Source organism: Pseudoalteromonas sp. Isolate3, from assembly GCF_022398505.1.
GTDB lineage: Bacteria > Pseudomonadota > Gammaproteobacteria > Enterobacterales > Alteromonadaceae > Pseudoalteromonas > Pseudoalteromonas apostichopi.
This window is the reverse complement of sequence record NZ_JAKEVN010000023.1, coordinates 1-20,889: the sequence shown is the minus strand read 5'-3', so window position 1 is coordinate 20,889 and position 20,889 is coordinate 1. Positions and strand designations below refer to the sequence as shown.

Annotated in this window: 21 protein-coding genes and 2 rRNA genes; 15 read left to right on the top strand and 8 right to left on the bottom strand. The window is 41.2% G+C overall.

The window, feature by feature from the left end; all coding sequences use genetic code 11:
* The first annotated feature begins 18 nt into the window (after positions 1-18).
* From L1D46_RS07205 to yacG, 6 genes are all read left to right on the top strand, one after another.
* Positions 19-456, top strand: coding sequence for a pilin (locus tag L1D46_RS07205; RefSeq protein WP_275668415.1), 438 nt, complete (start codon positions 19-21; stop codon positions 454-456).
* 65 nt (positions 457-521) lie between these two features.
* Entirely contained in the window at positions 522-1,748 is a 1,227-nt protein-coding gene (locus L1D46_RS07200; protein ID WP_239977177.1) for a type II secretion system F family protein, read from the top strand.
* A 214-nt stretch (positions 1,749-1,962) separates the two neighbouring features.
* Positions 1,963-2,859, top strand: coding sequence for an A24 family peptidase (locus tag L1D46_RS07195; protein ID WP_275668414.1), 897 nt, complete (start codon positions 1,963-1,965; stop codon positions 2,857-2,859).
* 2 nt (positions 2,860-2,861) lie between these two features.
* Positions 2,862-3,461 carry a dephospho-CoA kinase gene (coaE, locus tag L1D46_RS07190; protein ID WP_239977176.1) on the top strand — a complete coding sequence of 200 codons (600 nt, stop codon included), beginning with the start codon at positions 2,862-2,864 and terminating at the stop codon, positions 3,459-3,461.
* Between the two features lie 195 nt (positions 3,462-3,656).
* A complete protein-coding gene (pilB, locus tag L1D46_RS07185; RefSeq protein ID WP_239977175.1) occupies positions 3,657-5,333 on the top strand; it encodes a type IV-A pilus assembly ATPase PilB in 1,677 nt (558 codons plus the stop codon).
* A 74-nt stretch (positions 5,334-5,407) separates the two neighbouring features.
* Entirely contained in the window at positions 5,408-5,641 is a 234-nt protein-coding gene (gene yacG, locus L1D46_RS07180) for a DNA gyrase inhibitor YacG (protein ID WP_130049707.1), read from the top strand.
* Between the two features lie 62 nt (positions 5,642-5,703).
* Here the strand turns inward: yacG and L1D46_RS07175 are convergent, their stop codons facing one another.
* Entirely contained in the window at positions 5,704-6,222 is a 519-nt protein-coding gene (locus L1D46_RS07175) for a Spy/CpxP family protein refolding chaperone (RefSeq protein ID WP_239977174.1), read from the bottom strand.
* Between the two features lie 171 nt (positions 6,223-6,393).
* Between L1D46_RS07175 and L1D46_RS07170 the strand changes: the two genes are divergently transcribed.
* The 3 genes from L1D46_RS07170 to L1D46_RS07160 are packed head-to-tail and all read left to right on the top strand — an operon-like array spanning position 6,394 to position 9,412.
* On the top strand, positions 6,394-7,083 hold the full coding sequence (locus L1D46_RS07170; RefSeq protein WP_130049709.1) for a response regulator: 690 nt from the start codon (positions 6,394-6,396) through the stop codon (positions 7,081-7,083).
* Between the two features lies 1 nt (position 7,084).
* On the top strand, positions 7,085-8,470 hold the full coding sequence (locus tag L1D46_RS07165; protein WP_130049710.1) for an ATP-binding protein: 1,386 nt from the start codon (positions 7,085-7,087) through the stop codon (positions 8,468-8,470).
* Positions 8,471-9,412 (top strand): alpha/beta fold hydrolase, encoded by a 942-nt coding sequence (locus L1D46_RS07160; RefSeq protein WP_130049711.1) that lies wholly within the window; start codon positions 8,471-8,473, stop codon positions 9,410-9,412.
* Here L1D46_RS07160 and L1D46_RS07155 read toward each other — a convergent pair.
* Positions 9,391-10,299, bottom strand: a complete 909-nt coding sequence (locus L1D46_RS07155; protein ID WP_239977173.1) for a cation diffusion facilitator family transporter — start codon at positions 10,297-10,299, stop codon at positions 9,391-9,393. The two genes, L1D46_RS07160 and L1D46_RS07155, sit on opposite strands and share 22 nt — an antisense overlap.
* Before the next feature lie 102 nt (positions 10,300-10,401).
* Between L1D46_RS07155 and trmL the strand changes: the two genes are divergently transcribed.
* A complete protein-coding gene (gene trmL, locus L1D46_RS07150; RefSeq protein WP_054550977.1) occupies positions 10,402-10,866 on the top strand; it encodes a tRNA (uridine(34)/cytosine(34)/5-carboxymethylaminomethyluridine(34)-2'-O)-methyltransferase TrmL in 465 nt (154 codons plus the stop codon).
* A gap of 291 nt (positions 10,867-11,157) precedes the next feature.
* Positions 11,158-12,855 carry a GGDEF domain-containing phosphodiesterase gene (locus L1D46_RS07145; RefSeq protein ID WP_167658222.1) on the top strand — a complete coding sequence of 566 codons (1,698 nt, stop codon included), beginning with the start codon at positions 11,158-11,160 and terminating at the stop codon, positions 12,853-12,855.
* Positions 12,856-12,937: 82 nt separating this feature from the next.
* On the opposite strand, the gene gpsA is transcribed toward L1D46_RS07145, so the two are convergent.
* The 4 genes from gpsA to L1D46_RS07125 are packed head-to-tail and all read right to left on the bottom strand — an operon-like array spanning position 12,938 to position 15,202.
* On the bottom strand, positions 12,938-13,945 hold the full coding sequence (gene gpsA / locus L1D46_RS07140; protein WP_130049714.1) for an NAD(P)H-dependent glycerol-3-phosphate dehydrogenase: 1,008 nt from the start codon (positions 13,943-13,945) through the stop codon (positions 12,938-12,940).
* Positions 13,946-13,948: 3 nt separating this feature from the next.
* Complete coding sequence (gene secB / locus L1D46_RS07135) at positions 13,949-14,437, bottom strand: protein-export chaperone SecB (protein ID WP_058586639.1); 489 nt, start codon at positions 14,435-14,437, stop codon at positions 13,949-13,951.
* Positions 14,438-14,478: 41 nt separating this feature from the next.
* Positions 14,479-14,736, bottom strand: a complete 258-nt coding sequence (gene grxC / locus L1D46_RS07130) for a glutaredoxin 3 (RefSeq protein ID WP_130049715.1) — start codon at positions 14,734-14,736, stop codon at positions 14,479-14,481.
* Positions 14,737-14,770: 34 nt separating this feature from the next.
* Positions 14,771-15,202, bottom strand: coding sequence for a rhodanese-like domain-containing protein (locus tag L1D46_RS07125; RefSeq protein WP_167658223.1), 432 nt, complete (start codon positions 15,200-15,202; stop codon positions 14,771-14,773).
* Positions 15,203-15,394: 192 nt separating this feature from the next.
* Here L1D46_RS07125 and gpmM point away from each other — a divergent pair, with 192 nt between their 5' ends.
* The 4 genes from gpmM to L1D46_RS07105 are packed head-to-tail and all read left to right on the top strand — an operon-like array spanning position 15,395 to position 20,180.
* Complete coding sequence (gene gpmM / locus L1D46_RS07120) at positions 15,395-16,939, top strand: 2,3-bisphosphoglycerate-independent phosphoglycerate mutase (protein ID WP_239977171.1); 1,545 nt, start codon at positions 15,395-15,397, stop codon at positions 16,937-16,939.
* A gap of 3 nt (positions 16,940-16,942) precedes the next feature.
* Positions 16,943-18,082: a peptidoglycan DD-metalloendopeptidase family protein gene (locus L1D46_RS07115; protein ID WP_130049718.1), complete on the top strand. Its 1,140-nt coding sequence runs from the start codon at positions 16,943-16,945 to the stop codon at positions 18,080-18,082.
* A gap of 35 nt (positions 18,083-18,117) precedes the next feature.
* On the top strand, positions 18,118-19,386 hold the full coding sequence (locus L1D46_RS07110; RefSeq protein ID WP_239977170.1) for a S41 family peptidase: 1,269 nt from the start codon (positions 18,118-18,120) through the stop codon (positions 19,384-19,386).
* A gap of 35 nt (positions 19,387-19,421) precedes the next feature.
* A complete protein-coding gene (locus tag L1D46_RS07105; protein ID WP_239977169.1) occupies positions 19,422-20,180 on the top strand; it encodes a divergent polysaccharide deacetylase family protein in 759 nt (252 codons plus the stop codon).
* Between the two features lie 338 nt (positions 20,181-20,518).
* Here L1D46_RS07105 and rrf read toward each other — a convergent pair.
* A 5S ribosomal RNA gene (gene rrf / locus L1D46_RS07100) occupies positions 20,519-20,633 on the bottom strand.
* 124 nt (positions 20,634-20,757) lie between these two features.
* A 23S ribosomal RNA gene (locus tag L1D46_RS07095) occupies positions 20,758-20,889 on the bottom strand; the annotation flags it as partial.

Genomic DNA, 20,889 nt, shown 5'->3' with positions numbered 1-20,889 from the left:
CCTTTAGGAGAGGAACAAATGACACAACAAAAGCAACAGGGTTTCACCCTAATTGAATTAATGATTGTAGTTGCAATCATCGGTATTTTGGCAGCGGTAGCACTGCCTGCGTATCAAGATTATACTCAAAAAACACAGGTAGCGGCCTCTTTAGCTGAAATATCAGGAGCAAGAACTGCTTATGATGTTGCAGTCTCAGAAGATAGAGCAGCGGCATTTTATACTGTGGCCAATTTGGGCTTAGCGGCATCAACTTCTCGCTGTAGTGCATTTAGCGTGACATCTCCTGCTGCTACAGGTTCAACAAATGCTATTTCTTGCACAATGTCTGGTTCAGGAACTGTTCAAGGTGGAACTATAACATTAATCAGAACACAAGAAGGGACTTGGTCTTGCAGCACTACCGTTGAAGAAAAATTAGCCCCAGCAACTTGTGCATCAACTTTCACGCCTTAATTGATTTTTTAACCAGAGTCAAATTTTTGACTCTGGTTTCTACTTTCACCATGTCAGAATAACCCATGAAGCAGAACTCAAATTCTAATAGTTTATCAACCTTTCAGTGGGTGGGTGTAAATACCCGAGGTAAAAAACTTGAAGGTGAACTTTCCGGGCAAAGTATTGCTTTAGTAAAAGCGCAGTTGCGTAAGCAAGGTATTACACCTTCACAAGTTAAGCGCAAAGCAAAACCTTTATTTAGCTCTCGCGTACAAAAAATTACAGCAAAAGACATAGCCCTCATAACCAGACAAATAGCCACGATGCTGATGGCGGGTGTACCACTAATACAATCAATTGAGATGATAGGCTCAGGTGCAAAGAATAAAAGTGTCACTAAGCTTATGGAAGGAATTGCTGATGATGTAAAGGCTGGTATTCCTCTCTCACAAAGTCTTCGTAAACATCCACGTTATTTCGATGATTTATATTGTGACCTTGTAGCGTCAGGTGAACAGTCAGGTGCACTTGATAAAATTTTTGACCGCGTAGCCCTTTATAAAGAAAAAGCAGAAGCATTAAAGTCAAAAATTAAAAAAGCCATGTTTTACCCTATTGCGGTGTTAGTGGTTGCTCTAATCGTTACATCTATCTTGCTGATATTTGTAGTACCGCAATTCCAAGATATTTTTAATGGCTTTGGTGCTGAGTTACCTGCATTTACTTTAATGGTGATTGGTATCTCAGAGTTTATGCAAGAATATTGGTGGATGATGCTTATAGTTGCTATAGCAGCAGGCTTTATTTATAAAGAAGCCCTTCTTAAAAGCAAAAAACTCAGAGATGCCAACGACAGAGCCATATTAAAACTGCCCGTTATTGGCATGATTTTGAATAAAGCGGCGGTTGCTCGCTATGCCCGCACGCTTTCTACAACCTTTGCTGCTGGCGTTCCCTTGGTTGATGCCCTCGACTCTGCAGCTGGCGCTTCTGGTAATGCAGTTTACCGCTATGCAATTTTGGATATTAAAGCCGAAGTAAGCTCAGGTAATCAAATGAACTGGGCGATGCGAAACTCAAAGATCTTCCCCGATATGGTGGTGCAAATGGTGGCTATAGGTGAAGAGTCGGGTTCACTCGATGGCATGCTTGCAAAAGTAGCCACCATTTATGAGCAAGAAGTCGATGATGCCGTTGATGGTTTATCAAGTTTACTTGAGCCACTTATTATGGCGGTTTTAGGTGTTCTTGTCGGTGGTTTAATTGTTGCTATGTACTTACCTATCTTCCAATTAGGATCGGTAATCTAAAATATAGCTCTAAGCAAAATTCTAAACGCTAGTTGATCGCTTTCAAGATAAAATTAATAATAAAACAGTTTCAACAAATTCTTTAATTTGTGCATGTAGCAGCGAGTTTACCCCGCGACAAAATAGTAAATTTATTTGCGATAAATAGCTGCAACTATACTGCCTCATCAACTGTCAGGTTATTTGCTCTAAGAATAAAAAACTAGGTATTTTAATGGAAAACTTTTTTCTTGATATAACCACTGCGATGCAAACTCAGCAGTGGTTTTATTTTTTGACCGTCGGCTTAGTTAGCCTATGTATTGGTAGCTTTTTAAATGTGGTGATTTATCGTTTACCACTGATGATGAAAAGAGAATGGCAAACTGAATGCCGTGTCTTATTGGCCAGTGAGCTCAATTCAAAACAACAGACAGAACAAGCGCCATTTAATCTGGTAAAGCCAAATTCGACCTGCCCTAAATGCAAAGCACCGATCAAAGCTTGGCAAAATATCCCTGTGCTAAGTTGGTTATTATTAAAGGGTCGCTGTGCAAATTGTAAAACCGTTATATCTGTTCGTTACCCTATTGTTGAAATGCTTACAGCAGTTTTAAGTTTAATTGTTGCTGCTGTTTTTGGCCCAACGAAGCTTGCTCTTCTTTATATAGTGATTACTTGGGTTTTAGTCGCTTTAACCTTTATCGATATAGATCACATGTTGCTGCCTGACCAGCTAACCCTCCCATTGGTTTGGCTAGCGCTGATTGCCGCTACTATTGATATTACCATTGCCCCAACCGATGCCATAATAGGTGCCGCGGTTGGTTATTTAAGCTTATGGAGTGTCTACTGGTTATTTAAGCTTGCCACTGGTAAAGAAGGCATGGGTTATGGTGACTTTAAACTATTAGCCGTGTTCGGTGCGCTACTAGGTTGGCAAGATATATTAACCATAGTGCTATTATCAAGTGTCGTCGGTGCTATCATCGGCATTGCGCAAATCTTTATTCAAGGTAAGGACAAAACCACGCCAATCCCTTTTGGACCCTACCTTGCCATAGCAGGTTGGGTAACTTTGCTTTGGGGTCAGCAAATTCAAAGCTATTACTTTAACTATTTAGGTTACTAATTATGGCAAACTGGGTTTTAGGGTTAACCGGTGGTATTGGTTCTGGCAAAAGTGCTGTAAGCGCCATGTTTGAAGAGCTTGGTATTCAAGTTGTTGATGCCGATATCGTAGCCAGAGAAGTCGTCGAGCCAGGCTCTATTGGCCTCAAAAAAATTACTGAACATTTTGGTAATGAAATACTTACTAGCGAAGGCACGCTTGATCGTGCAAAACTAAGAACGATTATCTTTGCAGATGAATCAGAAAAGCAATGGCTAAACAGCTTATTACACCCACTTATTAGGGAGTCAATGATCACGCAATTAAAGCAAGCCACCAGCCAGTATGTCATCTTAGTTGCTCCCTTACTTTTTGAAAATGGCCTAGAAAAATACTGCGATCACACCTTACTAATTGATGTTCCGGTTGAAGTGCAAATAACAAGAACTACAGCTCGTGATAATGTTTCTACTGAATTAGCTAAGCAAATCATAGCCTCACAAATGTCGAGAGCTGACAAGCAAAAAAAAGCAACGGATATATTAGATAACAACCGCCCTCTTGAGGAGGTAAAAATTGATGTGCTAAAGCTACATAAAAAGTACCTGCCACACTCGAACTAGGCTATTGATTTTGTTTATAGATTTTCATTAAACAAAGCCTACCCAAAACCAATACAAAAGTACCAACAAGCATTCTAAATGACTGAGTTTATGGTGAAATTATTTTGCAATTTTTCCTAAATCAGACAAGACTGATGTAATAGCCTTACTTTTTCTGTTAGATTGTGGCAAATAAAGGATCAAACTAGGTGTTCAATGAATATAAACTCACCGCTACTTAGAAAATTTATTACACTCGGTCGTATTGATGCAGAGACCGTAAAATCAAAGCAGCGCGAATACAGCTCTACTGCCGAGCTTATTTCTAAAACATGTGGAATGGATGGGCATGAACTTGCGGAGCAATGTACAGACCTATTTCGTGTGCCTTATTTTGATATTAGAGATTTTGATGTAGCGTATATTTCTGAAGAGCTTATTAAAGACAAACTCATTCGTGAACACCATATTCTGCCGTTAGTAAAAAAAGGCCGTAAGCTCTATATTGCCGCCTCAGATCCGACCGACTACGGTGCATTTGAAAACTTTGAATTTAGTACCGGTCTTTCATGCGAAGTGGTCGTTGTTGATTATCTTCAACTTGAAAACAAAATTGAGCAATTACTTGATGCTGCAGGAAGCTTGCATCTAAGTGAAAGCGAATTCAAAGAACTTGGGGATTTAGAATCAGAGAGCCCAGAAAACTTAGCACCTAAAGATGAAGACAAAGACGATGCACCTATTATTGTTTACATCAATAAAATTTTGATGGATGCGATTAAAAAAGGTGCCTCGGATCTGCATTTTGAACCTTATGAACACCGCTACCGTGTGCGTTTCCGTATCGATGGTATTTTGCATGAAATGGCAAGCCCACCCAATAGCTTAGCCAGCCGTTTATCGGCGCGGATCAAGGTAATGTCACGACTTGATATCGCAGAAAAACGTAAACCTCAAGACGGCCGTATTAAGCTTAAAATTACTGAACGAAAAAGTATCGATTTCCGTGTCAGTACATTACCGACCCTTTGGGGCGAGAAAATCGTTATGCGTATTCTCGACTCATCAAGTGCTATGCTGGGTATCGATGTTCTTGGTTATGAACCAGAGCAGAAAAAGCTGTATATGGATGCACTTGATCAACCACAAGGCATGATCTTAGTAACGGGTCCTACAGGTTCTGGTAAAACAGTATCATTGTATACAGGTTTGAATATTCTCAACCAGCCAGAACGTAACATCAGTACAGCCGAAGATCCTGTTGAGATAAACCTTGAAGGGATTAACCAAGTACAGATCAATCCGAAAGCAGATATGACCTTTGCCAATGCATTAAAAGCCTTTTTACGACAAGATCCTGATGTGGTGATGGTTGGTGAGATCCGTGACCTTGAAACAGCTGAAATTGCTATTAAAGCGGCACAAACAGGTCACTTGGTATTATCTACCCTGCATACAAACTCAGCACCTGAAACCCTCACCCGTCTTTTGAACATGGGTGTACCAGCTTACAACGTAGCTAGCTCAATCAGCCTTATTATTGCTCAGCGTCTAGCGAGACGTCTTTGCCCTAAGTGTAAAACGCCAGAAACACTTCCTGAAGAAGAGCTGATTCGCCAAGGTTTTGATAAAGATAAGCTCAGTGAAGTCCAGTTATTTGCACCAAATGGTTGTGATAGTTGTACAGATGGCTATAAGGGGCGAGTTGGCGTTTACGAGGTAATGCAAATTACCCCTGAAATCGCGCAAATCATTATGCGTGGTGGTAATTCGCTAGAAATTGCTGAAGTAGCGCTTCGTTCAGGCTTTAATAATCTGCGTTTATCTGGTCTTAAAAAAGCTGCCGATGGAGTTACCTCATTGAAAGAAATAAACCGAGTAACGAGTTTTTAAAACAAATTCGTTACTGGATTATCAGCTAACTGTTCAGTAAGATCTGACTAAAGTGCTTATTTAAGAGTTATTCCATGCCAACAGTTGTAAACTGCCCAACATGTAAATCAAAAGTCGAATGGTCGGAGCAGAGTCCGCATCGCCCATTTTGTTCAAAACGCTGCCAGCTAATTGATTTAGGCGAGTGGTCGTTTGAAAATAATAAAATTTCTAGTCCTATCAACAATGCCAATGAGCTAAGCCAAGATATGATTGAAGACATCGAAGCGATGCTGGCTAAAAATGATGATGCATTCTTTAAAGAATAAAGTCTGATTGCAGTGTAATACAAAAAATGCGGCATTTGCCGCATTTTCATATACATTTACTTTTAACCTTCTGAACGCTCGCCTTTATTCAGGCCATAATGGCCCTTTTTGTGACCTTTTTTACGAAGGTGCTGTTTGATTTTTTGATAACTTTCGCGCTGCTCTGCATTCAAAACTTGCCAAATTGCATGGTCAGATTTCATTTTCAGCATTGCAAACTGCTGGCCTTTTTCTTGGCGAGCTTTAATCAGCTCCAATGCGGCATTTTCGTCAAATGCTTTCGTTGCTAATAACGCATCCATTTTCTCTTTGTGTGCTGCACGAGAGGCTTTCATTGCATCTTTATCACCTCGAAGTGCTGCAAATTGCGATTTTTGCTCAGCAAAAATCGCTTTTAGTTGCGTTTGCTGATCTTCGCTAAGTTGTAACTTATCAATGCCACGCTCAGAAAGTAAAAAACGAGCCTGTGAGTTCATACCACGGTTAAAGTCACCTTTCGCCATTGCTGAAGTAGCACCTACACTGGCTGCTGCTAAACCACAAACAAGTACGAATTTAGAAAGCTTTTTTGAAATAGTCATAATCATTACCTTTTGTTGGGTTGTGCTCTGTTGTCGTTTCCGACCAATGTGATAACTATATCTAACTCAATGCAAAGGAACGCAAACCAGTGTAAAGGTTGTGTAAAGATTCACCTTTACACAATTTAGTGAGTAAAATAGCCTTAAAGAAGTAAATAGCTAGGTGTCAAAATGAAACTATTGATGATCGACGACGATACAGGATTGTGTGAATTACTCAGTGAGTACTTATCAGCACAAGGTTTTACAGTAGAGTGTGTTCATGATGGTGCTGAGGGCCTAAAACAAGCTATTAAGCATAGCTATGAGCTCATATTGCTTGATGTTATGTTGCCATCTATGGATGGCTTTGAGGTGTTAAAACAATTAAGACAGCATAAGCTTACCCCAGTGATCATGCTAACCGCGAAAGGCGAAGACTTTGATCGCATCTTTGGTTTAGAACTGGGCGCAGATGATTATATTCCTAAGCCATTTAACCACAGAGAGCTGCTAGCCCGCGTTAAAGCAATAACCCGTCGTATAGAGCATATCAATAGCTTATCGAGTCAACATGCCAGCTCATTGAGTGTAAACAGTATCAATATCAATTTCGCAACGCGAGAGGCTTCGGTAAACGACATCGTACTGAGCCTAACAGGCACTGAATATGAAATTCTTACTATGCTCGTACAGCATGCAGGTGAAGTGATAAGTAAAGAACAAATAAGTGAGCAAGTCCTGGGTAGACGCCTCGCCCCTTTTGACCGCTCAATCGATATGCATGTAAGTAACATTCGTAAAAAGATTGCAGAACACGTGAGTAATGAACGGATCAAAACCATGCGTGGCAGTGGTTATGTACTAATACAAGGCGAATAATATGCAAACACCGAGCTGGCTAAAGCATCCCCGCCACTATTTATTTTTAAAAATCTTTGCCTGGTTTTGGGTTACTGTCATAGCCACTATCACTATATTGGTGTTTTTAAGCCAGTTAACGAGCAATGTAGGCAATGATGACCTGCGTGGACCGATGCTTAAAAATCTTGAGTACACCGCTAAAAGTATTGAACGCATAGTTGCTAAACACGGTAAATCTACTCAAGAGGTACTATCTCATCCGCGCTTATCCAAACATAAATTATTGTACTTAAATGGTGAGGTGCATGGTGTTGAGATGCTCAGCGAACCGGTATCCAAAGACATTGATTTGAGCTTGCTTAACTTTACCAAATATATGCGTCCGCAAATTATTTTTACCGATGAATATCAAGCCTATGGGCCTGTAGTATTGAATGTACCTGAAGGTAAATTTTATCTCTACGAGATTGATGAAAAACGCAAAAAACCGTTTTTTGTCAGCTTATGGCTGATGCCAATTTGGCTAAAACTACTCATTGCTTTAATTGCTTCATTAATGCTTAGTTTCTTCTTTAGCCGTAATTTAATTGCCCCTATTAATAGTCTAAAAGAAACCGCAAAAAAACTGGCTCATGGTGATTTAACTGCCCGTGCCGATGTATCCCCTACTCGTCAAGATGAGCTAGGTGTACTTGGCCGAGACTTTAATACCATGGCAGTGCAACTTGAGCAGCTTATTAGCGCCCAAAAGCGATTACTCGCAGATATTTCCCATGAACTACGCTCACCATTAACGCGTTTAAAAATGGCCACAGGACTTGCGCAAATGCAAGCCGATGACGCACAAAACGCTTATTTAGAACGCATTGAAAAAGAGGCAAATCAGCTCGATAAAATGATTGCTGATGTCCTCCAAGTATCTCGCTTAGAGGCTAAAAGCCAAACACTGGCGTTAAGTAAACAATCTCTGCAAGTGATTGTTGATCACGTACTAAACGATGCTAAATTTGAAGCCAAGCAAAATAATAAAGAGCTCATTGTCAATGGGGCACTAACAGCCGACATCAAATGTGACGAAACCTTAATTGCCAGCGCCCTCGAGAATGTTCTACGTAATGCGATTAAATACGCTGAGCACTCTATTTCAATAGGTTTAATTGAATCAGATGCTATCTACATCACTATTTGTGATGACGGTAAAGGGGTTGAAGAAAGTAACCTTGCAAGACTTTGTGAACCTTTCTTTCGTCAAGAGCATTCCCGCGATAGGAGTACAGGTGGTACCGGTTTAGGTCTTGCAATTGCAAAGAATGCTATCTCAGTACATGATGGTACACTAACACTTGAAAACCAAGAACACGGTGGACTTTGTGTAAACATCCGCCTTCCTTTTAAGAGTGAGTAAATGTTTTATAGCAGCGAAGCAAGCCTTGTCAGTAACATACCTAATATTAATAAGTTCTTTTCTGAGCAATTACAGCAAGACTTTCTGAGTACAGCTCATGGTAAGCTTTATTACGGTTATGCTATTCCTCGCCAAGCAAAAACCGCTGTTGTTATTAGTAGTGGTCGAATAGAGTCTTTGGTTAAATACAAAGAGTTGCTATGGGAGCTATATCAAAATGGCTTTGCTGTTTTTAGTGTTGATCACCAAGGACAAGGCCGCTCTTATCGCCATTTAGAAAACACACATAAAGGCTATGTAAACCGCTTTACTGATTATGCTGATGACTTTGCTATGTTTATAGATACAGTAGTGAAGCAACACTGGCAAGGAAAACAAGTACTGCTCGGACACTCAATGGGGAGCGCCATTGCCTATGATTACCTGTCACGATATCAACATCAATTTTCGGGGGCATTTTTGTCAGCGCCCATGTTTGATATTTATACCAAAGGGACACCAAAGCCTGTAGCAAAACTGGCTGCTAAAATTGCATCTTTAATTGGTCTTAGCCACAGTTATGCATTTGGCCAAAGCGACTACTTACCGGTCGACTTTGCAGCCAATGAGCTAACCAGTAGTGAAATTCGCTATAAACTGTTCAGAGAGCTGTATGCTGCAGAAAATGATTTACAGTTAGGTGGGGTAACCTATGGTTGGCTCAATGCATCGTTTGATTTTATCGCCTCTTTAGTCGATAAAAAAGTCGATATTCCTTTGTTTATCGCCAGTGCTGAGCAAGATACCGTAGTCGATAACGCCGCTCAGTTTGCACTTACACATAAACAAAAACAGGCACAACTAAAAAGCTATGCTGGTGCTCGCCACGAACTTTTATGCGAACGCGACGAGATAAGGCAGGCTGTACTCAGTGATTTTTATCAGTTTTGTGCTGCACTTTGACGTGTTTTATTAACCACTGAAAGCGGGTCTAGGTGCATGAGAATATCCATTTCACAATCAAAATGAGTTTGAATTAAGGCCTCTACTTCATCTGCAACTTGATGCGCCCTGATCAATGATAATGAATCTTCAAGCTCTAAATGCATCTGAATAAACTTAATTTTACCACCTTGGCGAGTACGGATATCATGGGCGCCAAACACGTCTTGATGACTATTCACAATGGCCAGTATTTGTTGTTTCTCTTCGTCTGGGAGCTCTTTATCCATTAAGTGGTCAGCACTTTCACGAGCAATATCCCAGCTGTTATAAAGCAAATAAACAGCCACACCAATAGCAAACAATGGATCGGCATAAGCGACACCGTACTTAGCTAATACGATTGCCAGTAATACAGCCAAGTTTAAGATTAAATCGCCTTTATAATGAATAGAGTCTGCTTTAATCGCAATTGACTCAGTGTGATTAATCACTTTTGTTTGAACAAATACCACCACAAGCGTACAAACGATAGCAAAAATACTAACCCAAATACCGAGATCAGAGTGCTTTAAAATAACAGGGTTAAATAAGCGCTCAACAGCATGAAAAGCTAAGAAACAACCCGAGCCGGCAATAAAAGCGGCTTGTGCAAGCCCAGCTAACGCTTCAGCTTTACCGTGACCAAAGCGATGATCATCATCAGCAGGACGTAATGCATAACCTAGGACTAAAAAGCTCATCAGTGATGCAGTGATATCCATTAACGAATCAGTCAATGAACCGAGCATCGAGGCTGAGCCTGATGCAAGCCAAGCCCAGCTTTTTGCCGCAATCATCAAACTCACCATTACAATGGTGACTAGACTTGCTGTTCTAACCCAAAACTCATAACTACGATGCTGCACAACAACTTACCTTCAGAGAGTAACTAGACTGAGTATATCATCTTTTCATTCTAGTTCGTGTATACTCAGCAGCAGATCTAATCCTTTTTAAATGAGATTCAAATGCTTGATATTGTGTTGTACCAACCAGAAATTCCACCGAACACGGGTAATATCATTCGCTTATGCGCGAACACGGGTTATGCGCTGCACCTAATTGAACCACTTGGTTTTGAGTGGGATGATAAACGGGTCAAACGTGCTGGTCTTGATTATCATGAATTTAGCCATGTACAGCGCCATGCGTCGTTTGAAGCATATCTTGAAAAGTGCCAGCCGAAAAAAGTCTATGCGTGTACCACTAAAGGCAGCCAATTTCACCACCAAGCGCAATACCAACCAGGCGATTGTTTAGTGTTTGGTCCAGAAACCCGCGGCCTACCTGATGAGCTCATTCAATCATTACCTAAAGAGCAGCGAGTTCGCATTCCGATGCAAAAAGATAGCCGTAGCATGAACTTATCTAACTCTGTGGCTGTATTTGTTTATGAGTCTTGGCGTCAACTGGGGTTTGTGAACGGTCAATAACTTATTGAAAAAACGCTCGTAATAAATATTTACTAATTGTTTAGCACGACCATTTTTTATGGACTAACCTAAATAGGTTAGTTTGTTCCCTAAAGATGGATTTTAATGCGCTTTTTCGCCCAAGTAGGCAGTATCATTTTGCTGATGCAGCACTTTTCTAGTGCTGCTTCTACTGCTGTTTCAAATCCCACTATCTCGCAAGCCCCAAACATAGCGCCCCTTTTACTGCTGATTCTTTTAGCTATTGTCATCCTTATTGGAGCGGTCATCTATTATCAAAGAAATCAAAAGATGACGCTATTGGATGCCCTACTCTCTCAGTCTAAAGATGGAATTTGGGTCAGCGATGAGCAGTTTCGGATCATAGAAATCAATAACGCATTTAGTGAAATATCGGGTTATAAAAAAAACGATGTACTTGGCAAAAAATTCAAAGCATTAACGCAAGCTGGTCGCGATAAGCAACTCGAAGAAATCATACAACAGGAGTTAAGTAATGACGGTTATTGGTCTGGCGAAATTTGGAATTTACGTAGAGATGGGCAACCCTACGCCATTGATTTGTGTATAACAAAAGTGACCACACCACGCTTTGCGAAAAGCTCTGTAAGATACGTTGGTATGTTTTCTGATGTGACTGCTCGTAAGAATAACGAGCGAGCTATGCTCAAGCTCACTACCAAAGACAGCATAACAGGCTTATCAAACCGCGCCATTTTTATAGAATCACTTGAAAAAGCAATTAAAGCCTGTAATGACACTTACCCAAGCCTGTTGATCATCTTTATCGACATAGACAATTTCAAAAAAATTAATGACTCACTAGGCCACACGATTGGCGATGTTCTGTTAAAAGAAGTCGCCTGTCGTTTAACCGACTCCCTAAATTCAGGCTTTACTATTGCAAGAATTGGTGCTGATGAATTCGCGGTACTGGTGCCGCCCTACCTATACTCTGGCAAAACGGTGTTCTTCGCCAAAAAGACCGCAGACATCGTACTACAACAATTTAAGACCCCTTTTATGTTAGATGGTTTTGAAACCTCGCTAACAGCGTGTTGTGGCCTTGCTATCTACCCAGACAATGCATACAACTGTGAAAACTTAATGCGCAGCGCAAATAGTGCCCTAAATCATGCTAAGAAAATGGGCCGTAATACTTATCAGTTTTTTGATAAAGACCGCCACACGCTCGACCCAACCGAATTAACCAAAGAAAGCGCTTTATTTAGAGCGATTACCAACAATGAGTTTGAGCTTTACTTTCAACCTAAGTTTGATGCTCAGCACAACCAATTGTACGGTTTTGAGGCTTTAGTTCGTTGGCCACAAGAGGATGGCAGCATCATTATTCCTGATGAGTTTATTCCTCTCGCAGAACAAAATGGGGCAATTATTCCGCTCACCCAATTACTGATGGAGCAACTTCTTAATCAGCTGGCTCAGTGGCGAAAGCAAAGCATTTCATTTGGTAATGTAGCTATTAATATTTCAGCCTTACACTTTCAACAAAGCAGCCTTATCGAAACGCTAATCGACAACTTGGCTAAATTTGACGTGCCTGCACATTGCTTAGAACTTGAAATCACTGAAAGCGCCATGATGGATAACCCTGAGTTTGCAGAACAGCAAATGAAACGGATTAAATCAATTGGTGTACATATCGCGCTTGATGACTTTGGCACTGGCCATTCATCGCTAAGTTACCTAAAGCGTTTTCCAATAGATACGCTCAAAATCGACAAGTCATTCGTAAAAGACATCGATAAGAATGAACAAGATCGCAATATCACTGCCACCATAGTGCGACTAGCTAAATATTTGGATATAAATGTGGTTGCTGAAGGAGTGGAAACTGAGGAGCAGGCCTATATGCTGCATATTATGGGTTGTCATTTCCAGCAAGGTTATTATTACTGTAAACCATTAAAAGCCGAGCAAGTCAGCGAATTTATTAATGACACGTTAGAGAACCAGCAATCTAGCTAGCAGTTAAAATTGCAAATAAAAAACGCGATTCATGAATCGCGTTTTTTATTTTACAGTGCACAATCTGAATTTTTAAGATTGTTTATTCGGATTTTTGCTCACGGCCAAGCAACGCCATCGCAGCTTCTTTTACATCTTTATTTTCATAAAGCACTTTGTAAATTTGCTCCGTAATTGGCATTTCTATGCCTGTACGCTCAGCAAGTAGGTACACTTCCTTGGTATTTCTATAGCCTTCTACGACCTGACCTATTGATTCAATCGCAGCTTCAACCCCTTCACCTTTACCAAGCGCAAGACCAAAACGACGGTTACGAGATTGGTTATCTGTACAGGTTAAGATTAAGTCACCAAGGCCAGCCATCCCCATAAAGGTATCTGAACGAGCACCTAATGCACAACCTAAACGACAAAGCTCAGCTAAACCACGAGTGATCAAGGCTGTTCGTGCATTAGCACCAAAACCAAAGCCGTCAGACATACCTGCGCCAATTGCAATCACATTTTTAACCGCGCCGCCAAGTTGTATACCAATGAAATCATCATTGTTATACACCCTAAATGAACGTCCACAGTGTAAAAGGTCTGCCAGCTGCTTTGCAAAATCTTTAGAAGTCGACGATACCGAAATAGCCGTTGGTAAGCCCATTGCCATTTCTTTAGCAAAAGTAGGCCCAGAAAGCACAGCCAATGGGATATCATCCCCAAGCTCTTGCACTGCTACTTCTTGCAATAAACGGCCAGTATTAGGTTCTAAACCTTTAGTAGCCCATGCAACTTCGGCACCTTCTGACAACCAAGGTTTAATTTTTTGAAGCGTGCCTGCAAACGCATGACTTGGCACAACAACAAGAATGATCTTGCTTGCTTTAACTGCCGTTTCTAAATTAGCTTCTAGTTGAAGCGTTTCAGGAAAGCTAACATCAGGAACATAACGTTGATTCTTCCGCTCAGCTGCAAGCGTAGCAACGTCATCGCTATTGCGGCCCCACAAGGTAACTGGGTGACCATTTCTGGCAAAGCAAATAGCAAGGGCGGTGCCATAAGACCCCGCCCCTAATACTGTAACAGCTGATTGTGCTGTACTCATAGCTTATGCGTCTGCAGTTGCCTGTTGGTCTTGAGCAGCACGTTGTTGCATGTATTGAGCAAATAGTGCGTCAAAGTTAACTGGCGCTAAGTTTAATTGTGGGAAAGTACCACGGTTAACTAGGTTTGATACTGCTTCACGAGCGTAAGGGAAAAGTACGTTCGGGCAGAAAGCACCTAACATGTGCGCAAGCTGAACTTCTTCAACTTCACCGATAGTGAAAATACCCGCTTGTTGGATTTCACAAAGGAATGCTGTTTCTTCACCGATTGAAGCCGTCACAGTTAAAGCAAGAACAACTTCAAACACGCCTTCTTCTAATTTGTTAGAACGAGTATCTAAGTCTAGCTTAACTTCAGGGGTCCACTCTTTTTGGAAAATAGCAGGTGAATTAGGTGTCTCAAAAGAAACATCTTTAGTATAAATGCGTTGAATTGAGAATTGAGCGCCTGCTTGTTGTTCTGCTGCTGCGTTTTGATTTTCTTCGTTCATTGTAATTCCTAACTTGTATTCGTTTTTATATTTAAAATTTATTAAGCGTTAAGCTTTGCGTCTAAAAGGCCTTGCGCTTCAATTGCCATCATGTCGTCACAACCGCCGATATGTTCATCATTAATGAAAATTTGCGGAACCGTGTAACCACCATTAGCTTTGTCGATCATTTCATCACGACGCTCAGGGTGAACACCAATATCGATATTCGTGTAGTTTACACCTTTGCTCTCTAATAACGCCAAAGCGCGTTGGCAGAATGGACAGTATGCTTTGGTGTAAAGAACAACTTTACTCATAATAATTCCTCTATCGGGCTGTTAGCTGCTTTGTTTAACGACCGGTCGTTGTTGGTAAGCTAGCTGATTGCCAAGCGCCCATACCGCCCGCTAATACATAAACACGCTCAAAACCTGCTTTATGCATTGCAGTTCCGATACCTGAGGCAGTCATGCCCGTGGTACATACTAGTATAATGGGTTTAGTCTTAAACTTTTCAAGGCTTGAAAAATCAGATTGCTTTGCTTTTTCTGGATTTAAGTGAGTTGCGCCTGCAATACGGCCAGAGTTAAACTCTTTTTGTGAACGTATATCAACGACTTGACCATCATCACGGTTAATTAGCAAAGTAAGTTGCTGTGGATTGATTTGACGAATAGCCGAAAATTTACTTTTAAACCAACTGCTGATCAGCATTGCGACTAATGCCAACCAGATAATGCTCAAAACCGGATGATTTGAGATAAATTCAATATATTGATCCATGCGTTTTCCACTAAGAAATTTAGGTGCCACAGCGCATAGCCATGGGTTAATTAAAATTTGCCACGCAAGTATACGTGCTTGAATTGAAAATGCTAGGGCGTGAAATATTTTAATATGACATATTGATAGCTGATCAAAACCATAAAACACGGTATGCTAGTGATATATAAGTGCCAATCTTCAGGAGCTATAATGACAGAGCATAAAAAACCATTGGTATTAATGATCTTAGACGGTTGGGGATACCGTGAAGACACAGAAAGTAACGCTATTCTTGCTGCTAATACCCCAGTACTCGATAACCTTTGGGCAACCCGCCCACATACATTAATTTCAGGTTCGGGACTTGATGTTGGTTTACCTGCAGGACAAATGGGTAACTCTGAAGTAGGCCACGTAAATTTAGGTGCTGGCCGTATTGTTTACCAAGATTTCACTCGCATTACTAAAGCGATTGATGATGGTGAGTTCGATAGCAACCCAGCACTTGTTGATAATATTGACAAAGCTGTAAAGGCTGGCAAAGCCGTTCATATTATGGGTCTTTTAAGCCCAGGTGGTGTTCATAGTCATGAAGATCACATTGTCGCAACGATTGAACTTGCAGCCAAGCGCGGTGCAAAAGAAGTTTACTTTCACGGTTTCTTAGACGGCCGTGACACGCCGCCACGCAGTGCAAAAGCATCAATTGAACGAATCGAAGCAGTATTTACAGAAGTTGGCTGCGGCCGTTTAGCTACGCTTGTTGGTCGTTACTATGCAATGGATCGTGATAACCGTTGGAACCGTGTCGAACTTGCTTATGACGTTATGGTTAGTGGCATTGCTGAATACAGCTATACAGATGGCGTTACCGCACTTGAAGCCGCTTATGCACGTGACGAAAACGATGAATTTGTTGCTGCAACAACTGTTGTGCCAGAGGGCCAATCAGCTGCTGAAATTAATGACGGTGATACAGTTATTTTTGCTAACTTCAGAGCTGACCGAGCACGAGAAATGACTCGTGCCTTTGTTGATGCTGACTTCAGTGGTTTTGATAAGAAAAAATCACCTAAGTTAAGCGCTTTTGTAATGATGACTGAGTATGCAGCAGACATCAAAGCGCCGATTGCATTTGCACCGGAACCCTTAACAAACGTATTGGGCGAATGGTTAGAGAAACAAGGTAAAACACAGCTACGTATTTCTGAAACAGAAAAATACGCACACGTTACCTTCTTCTTCAGCGGTGGCCGTGAAGATGAGTTTGTTGGTGAGACTCGCGAACTGATCCCATCACCTCAAATAGCAACCTATGATCTGCAACCAGAAATGAACTCTGAAATGCTGACCGATAAACTTGTTGAAGCAATCGCTAGCGGTAAATACGATGCTATCATCTGTAACTACCCTAACGGAGACATGGTAGGTCACTCAGGTGTATTTGAAGCTGCAGTTAAAGCTTGTGAAGCAGTTGATCACTGTATTGGTCGTGTGGTTGCAGCACTTGAAGAACATGGCGGTGAAGCTCTGATCACAGCCGATCATGGCAATGCTGAACAAATGGCTAACCCAGCAACGGGGCAAGCACATACTGCACATACAAGTGAGCCTGTGCCATTTATCTATGTTGGCCGTGATGCAACACCGCATGATGGTAAGACATTAAGTGACGTGGCACCAACCATGCTCCACCTACTCGGCTTAGAGCAGCCAAGTGAAATGACTGGTAAACCAATCATGACGCTGAAATAAGCTATGAGTAAATGTATTAACCACTTCCTTAAAATTGGTTTAATACTGACTTCATTAGTAGCAACTTCGGTTGTTGCTAATGAAGATCAAACCAAAAAAGACCTATCAGATATTCAATCAGCTTTACAAAAAACAGAGGCTGAACTTAAAGGTCAACGCAAGTCAATTGCCCAAATGCGCAAAGATCTCCGCGCCCATGAACTCGACATTGCTAAAAATGCAAAAGCATTAAATCTTGCAGCCCAATCGGTTAAAGAAAACGAGCAACAACAGCGTGAACAGCAAGCAAAGGCACAAAAGCTGAAAGCCCAACAAGCACAGCGACAAACCTTATTAGCTGCACAGTTAAAAAGTGCTTACATGGCTGGTAGCCATGACTACTCAAAAATGCTGCTTAACCAGCAAGACACTGCCAAAATTGAACGTACACTAAGTTATTATAATTACTTAAATAAAGCACGCATCGAACAAATTGAAGAGCTCAAAGCACTGCAGCAAGAAATTGCAGACAACCAAGCTGAACTTGAAAAAACTAAACAACGCCTAGTTGCTTTATATGACGAACAAAAAAGACGTCAGCAAGCCTTAGTCAATGCACAGCAAGAACGTAAAACTAACCTCAATAAACTACAATCAGCATTAAAAGAAACAAAGAGCTCAATTGATTATTTAAAAGAAAACGAGCAAACCCTAATAACCGCAATAGAAGAGCTAGAACAAGAACGAAACCAAAAAGTAGAACTACTAGGCTTACAAAGTAGTAAAGGCAAACTTGACTGGCCAACTAAAGGGTCATTACGCCATCGCTTTGGGCAACGTAAGCACGGCAACATAGATTGGAAAGGCGTACTTATCAGCGCTAAAGAAGGCAGTAATGTAAAAAGCGTACAGAACGGCCAAGTTGTTTACGCTGACTGGCTAAATGGCTTTGGTTGGGTTATCGCTATTGATCATGGCGATGGTTTCATGAGCTTGTATGGCCACGCACAAACTCTACTTCGCGATGTTGGCGACCTTGTTAGAGAAGGGGAGACAATTGCTTTAGTAGGTCAAAGCGGCGGACAACCGGATCCTGGTCTATACTTCGAAATACGCCACAAAGGACGCGCAGTAAATCCTGTAAAATGGTGCAGACGCATTTAATTGATTAAATAGCTGCACTCTATGAGGAGCAGCTGATGCTAAAAACTAAACATTCTTGCAAAGCACACTTTTCCCCAGCTAAGTTTTTCACTCAGCTGTCTTTAGTGATGCTTATAACCTTTCTCTGCCTGATGCTGCAATCGTTTCAGGCTCATTCTAAGCCCTCGTTACAGTCTCTTCAGCATCATGAATTAAACGAAATCCTTTTTAATATTCATACGTATTATGTAGATGATCTTAAACTACAAAATTCATTTGTTAACCAGCCAGATAATTTACAAGTCGAAGAATTGTTCGAACGCCTTGACCCTTATTCAAAGTATCTGGATGAGAATGAGCTCGATGCCATCTTCAGTAGCACTAATGGTCGATACACAGGACTAGGTATCGAAGTCAAAGTAGAAGATGGTCGAGTATTTATAGTCAACATCATTGATAAATCACCTGCAGCAGTTGCTGGTTTACAAGTAAATGATGAAGTTATTGGTATAAATCAACAGCCAATTATAGATAAAAGCATTGAAGAAGTAGCGAAATTAATTCGTGAAAGCGGGCAAAGCGCTGTCGATGTAGCAGTTAAAAGGGAGACAGAAGCTGAGCTCAACTTCTCGATTAAACGCCAACAAATTAATTTGCAGAGCGTTAGTGGCTATTTAGCAGATACAGGCGTTGCACTAATCAGTATCAATGCATTTAACAATCACACATTGCACGATGTTGCTAGAGAACTTGCAAAAATGCAAGTCACCAATAGCTTTCCACTTTCTGGGCTAATAATTGATTTACGTGACAACCCTGGTGGTACATTACAAGGGGCCATTGAAGTCGCTGATCTGTTTTTAGATAACGGCACTATTGTTTCAACCAGAGGTCGCTTCAACGAAGCCAATCAAAAGTATCAAGCGCATAAGGGTGACATACTCAATGGTGCCCCTATCGCCCTACTTATTAACGAGAACTCAGCATCTGCGGCTGAAATACTCGCAGCAGCATTAAGAGATAATCAACGAGCAGTGCTAATTGGCGAAACCTCATTTGGTAAAGGCTCTGTGCAGTCGCTTATTCCATTAGGTAACGGTAATACGGCATTAAAACTGACCACAGCACGCTATTATACACCTGCAGGTCAATCAATCGATGGTAAAGGGATTCCCCCAGATGTGAGTATTAATCAAACAATGCTTTCAGAAATTGACCAAGACGTTATAATAAAAAACATTCAAGAATTGGCGCTTTTTAGCTCACTTCTAGATAGACAAGACAAAAAGCAACTTACAGCAAAGCAGCTAGTTATTATGCAGTAAGTAAATGCTCACAATGGATATAATAATTACAAAAAGTGAATCTACGAACAGGCTTATTACTCGCCGTATGTTGCCTACCGCTATTCTGCCAAGCAAAGCAAATAGCCATAGTAATCGATGATATAGGTAATCATCAGCGCGATCTTGAAATATTAAAATTACCAGGGCAAGTGACATTCTCAATCTTGCCCCATACCCCCTATTCGCAAATTTTTGCAGAGCGTGCCAGTAAAACTCATAAAGAATTGCTTTTACATGTTCCAATGCAAGCGCTTGATAAAAGCAAAGCGCTTGGTCCAGGAGCCCTAACAGATACCATGACTAAGTCCGAGTTACAAACTACTCTCGGCCATGCGTTAGCCTCATTGCCACAAGTAAAAGGTGTCAATAATCATATGGGGTCTGAGCTAACACAGCTTACTGAGCCTATGAAATGGACCATGGAAGTCCTAAAAAAGCGTGGTTTGTACTTCTTAGATAGTCGAACAACTAGCCAAAGTGAAGCGCAAAATGTTGCCAACCTTTATGGTGTCGCAAACGTATCTCGTCATGTATTCCTTGATAACAATATCACCCAAAGCCAGCTACAACATCAACTTGAAGAACTAAAGACCAAAGCTGAGCACTTCAACTATGCAATCGCTATTGCACACCCCTACCCAGAAACCGTTGCATTTCTACAGCAAGCACTCCCAAAACTACAACAGCAAGGCTTCGAACTTGTTCCACTCTCACAGCTAGTAGAAACCAAATACATTCAATTAGCCAAGGCTGAACAAAGACAAGGGGAGTAAGCTGAACAAAACACGATTTGCGAGTTAGAAAGAGTAAGTCATAAAGGCTCTAAGTTCTAGCTTCTAGGTTCTAGCTTCTAGGTTCTAGCTTCTAGGTTCTAGCTTCTAGGTTCTAGCTTCTAGGTTCTAGGTTCTAGGAAGAGTGTCGTTGTAGGAATGGCTTTAGCCATGAATGTGTTGGTTAAGGTCTAGATACGGCACTGACGTGCCTCCTACAGGGTTTTGTTGCTGAGGGAGACTCTGTAAAACACCCCCACATTTCAGCTGACGGCTGAAAGCTGACAGCTCCAGACGCAAAAAAGCCCGACTCTTTCGAATCGGGCTTTCTTTAATTTGGAGCCTGGCAATGTCCTACTTTCACATGGCAAATGCCACACTATCATCGGCGCTGTTTCGTTTCACTACTGAGTTCGGCATGGGGTCAGGTGGGTCCAAAACGCTATTGTCACCAAGCAAATTTGGGTCGTTAATCGCCTTAGCAATCAACTAAAATYYGGAATTCTGATATCAAGTAAATGTCTACTTTAGTTTCTTAACTTCTGTCTGTTACGCTGTCAYAAAACGCGTTTGGCGTTGTATGGTTAAGCCTCACGGGTAATTAGTACAGGTTAGCTTAATGGCTCGCACCACTTCCACATCCTGCCTATCAACGTTGTAGTCTTCAACGGCCCTTCAGAGACTTTAAAAGTCTAGTGAGAACTCATCTCGA

What these genes read in the sequence shown, in the direction of transcription:
- L1D46_RS07170 (WP_130049709.1), top strand. Translation starts at nt 6,394, where the DNA reads ATGAAACTATTGATGATCGACGACGATACAGGATTGTGTGAATTACTC.
- gpsA (WP_130049714.1), bottom strand. Translation starts at nt 13,945, where the DNA reads ATGAGTACAGCACAATCAGCTGTTACAGTATTAGGGGCGGGGTCTTAT.
- gpmM (WP_239977171.1), top strand. Translation starts at nt 15,395, where the DNA reads ATGACAGAGCATAAAAAACCATTGGTATTAATGATCTTAGACGGTTGG.
- pilB (WP_239977175.1), top strand. Translation starts at nt 3,657, where the DNA reads ATGAATATAAACTCACCGCTACTTAGAAAATTTATTACACTCGGTCGT.
- coaE (WP_239977176.1), top strand. Translation starts at nt 2,862, where the DNA reads ATGGCAAACTGGGTTTTAGGGTTAACCGGTGGTATTGGTTCTGGCAAA.
- L1D46_RS07160 (WP_130049711.1), top strand. Translation starts at nt 8,471, where the DNA reads ATGTTTTATAGCAGCGAAGCAAGCCTTGTCAGTAACATACCTAATATT.
- L1D46_RS07205 (WP_275668415.1), top strand. Translation starts at nt 19, where the DNA reads ATGACACAACAAAAGCAACAGGGTTTCACCCTAATTGAATTAATGATT.
- L1D46_RS07145 (WP_167658222.1), top strand. Translation starts at nt 11,158, where the DNA reads ATGACGCTATTGGATGCCCTACTCTCTCAGTCTAAAGATGGAATTTGG.
- L1D46_RS07175 (WP_239977174.1), bottom strand. Translation starts at nt 6,222, where the DNA reads ATGACTATTTCAAAAAAGCTTTCTAAATTCGTACTTGTTTGTGGTTTA.
- L1D46_RS07115 (WP_130049718.1), top strand. Translation starts at nt 16,943, where the DNA reads ATGAGTAAATGTATTAACCACTTCCTTAAAATTGGTTTAATACTGACT.
- L1D46_RS07125 (WP_167658223.1), bottom strand. Translation starts at nt 15,202, where the DNA reads ATGGATCAATATATTGAATTTATCTCAAATCATCCGGTTTTGAGCATT.
- trmL (WP_054550977.1), top strand. Translation starts at nt 10,402, where the DNA reads ATGCTTGATATTGTGTTGTACCAACCAGAAATTCCACCGAACACGGGT.
- grxC (WP_130049715.1), bottom strand. Translation starts at nt 14,736, where the DNA reads ATGAGTAAAGTTGTTCTTTACACCAAAGCATACTGTCCATTCTGCCAA.
- L1D46_RS07200 (WP_239977177.1), top strand. Translation starts at nt 522, where the DNA reads ATGAAGCAGAACTCAAATTCTAATAGTTTATCAACCTTTCAGTGGGTG.
- yacG (WP_130049707.1), top strand. Translation starts at nt 5,408, where the DNA reads ATGCCAACAGTTGTAAACTGCCCAACATGTAAATCAAAAGTCGAATGG.
- L1D46_RS07195 (WP_275668414.1), top strand. Translation starts at nt 1,963, where the DNA reads ATGGAAAACTTTTTTCTTGATATAACCACTGCGATGCAAACTCAGCAG.
- L1D46_RS07165 (WP_130049710.1), top strand. Translation starts at nt 7,085, where the DNA reads ATGCAAACACCGAGCTGGCTAAAGCATCCCCGCCACTATTTATTTTTA.
- L1D46_RS07110 (WP_239977170.1), top strand. Translation starts at nt 18,118, where the DNA reads ATGCTAAAAACTAAACATTCTTGCAAAGCACACTTTTCCCCAGCTAAG.
- secB (WP_058586639.1), bottom strand. Translation starts at nt 14,437, where the DNA reads ATGAACGAAGAAAATCAAAACGCAGCAGCAGAACAACAAGCAGGCGCT.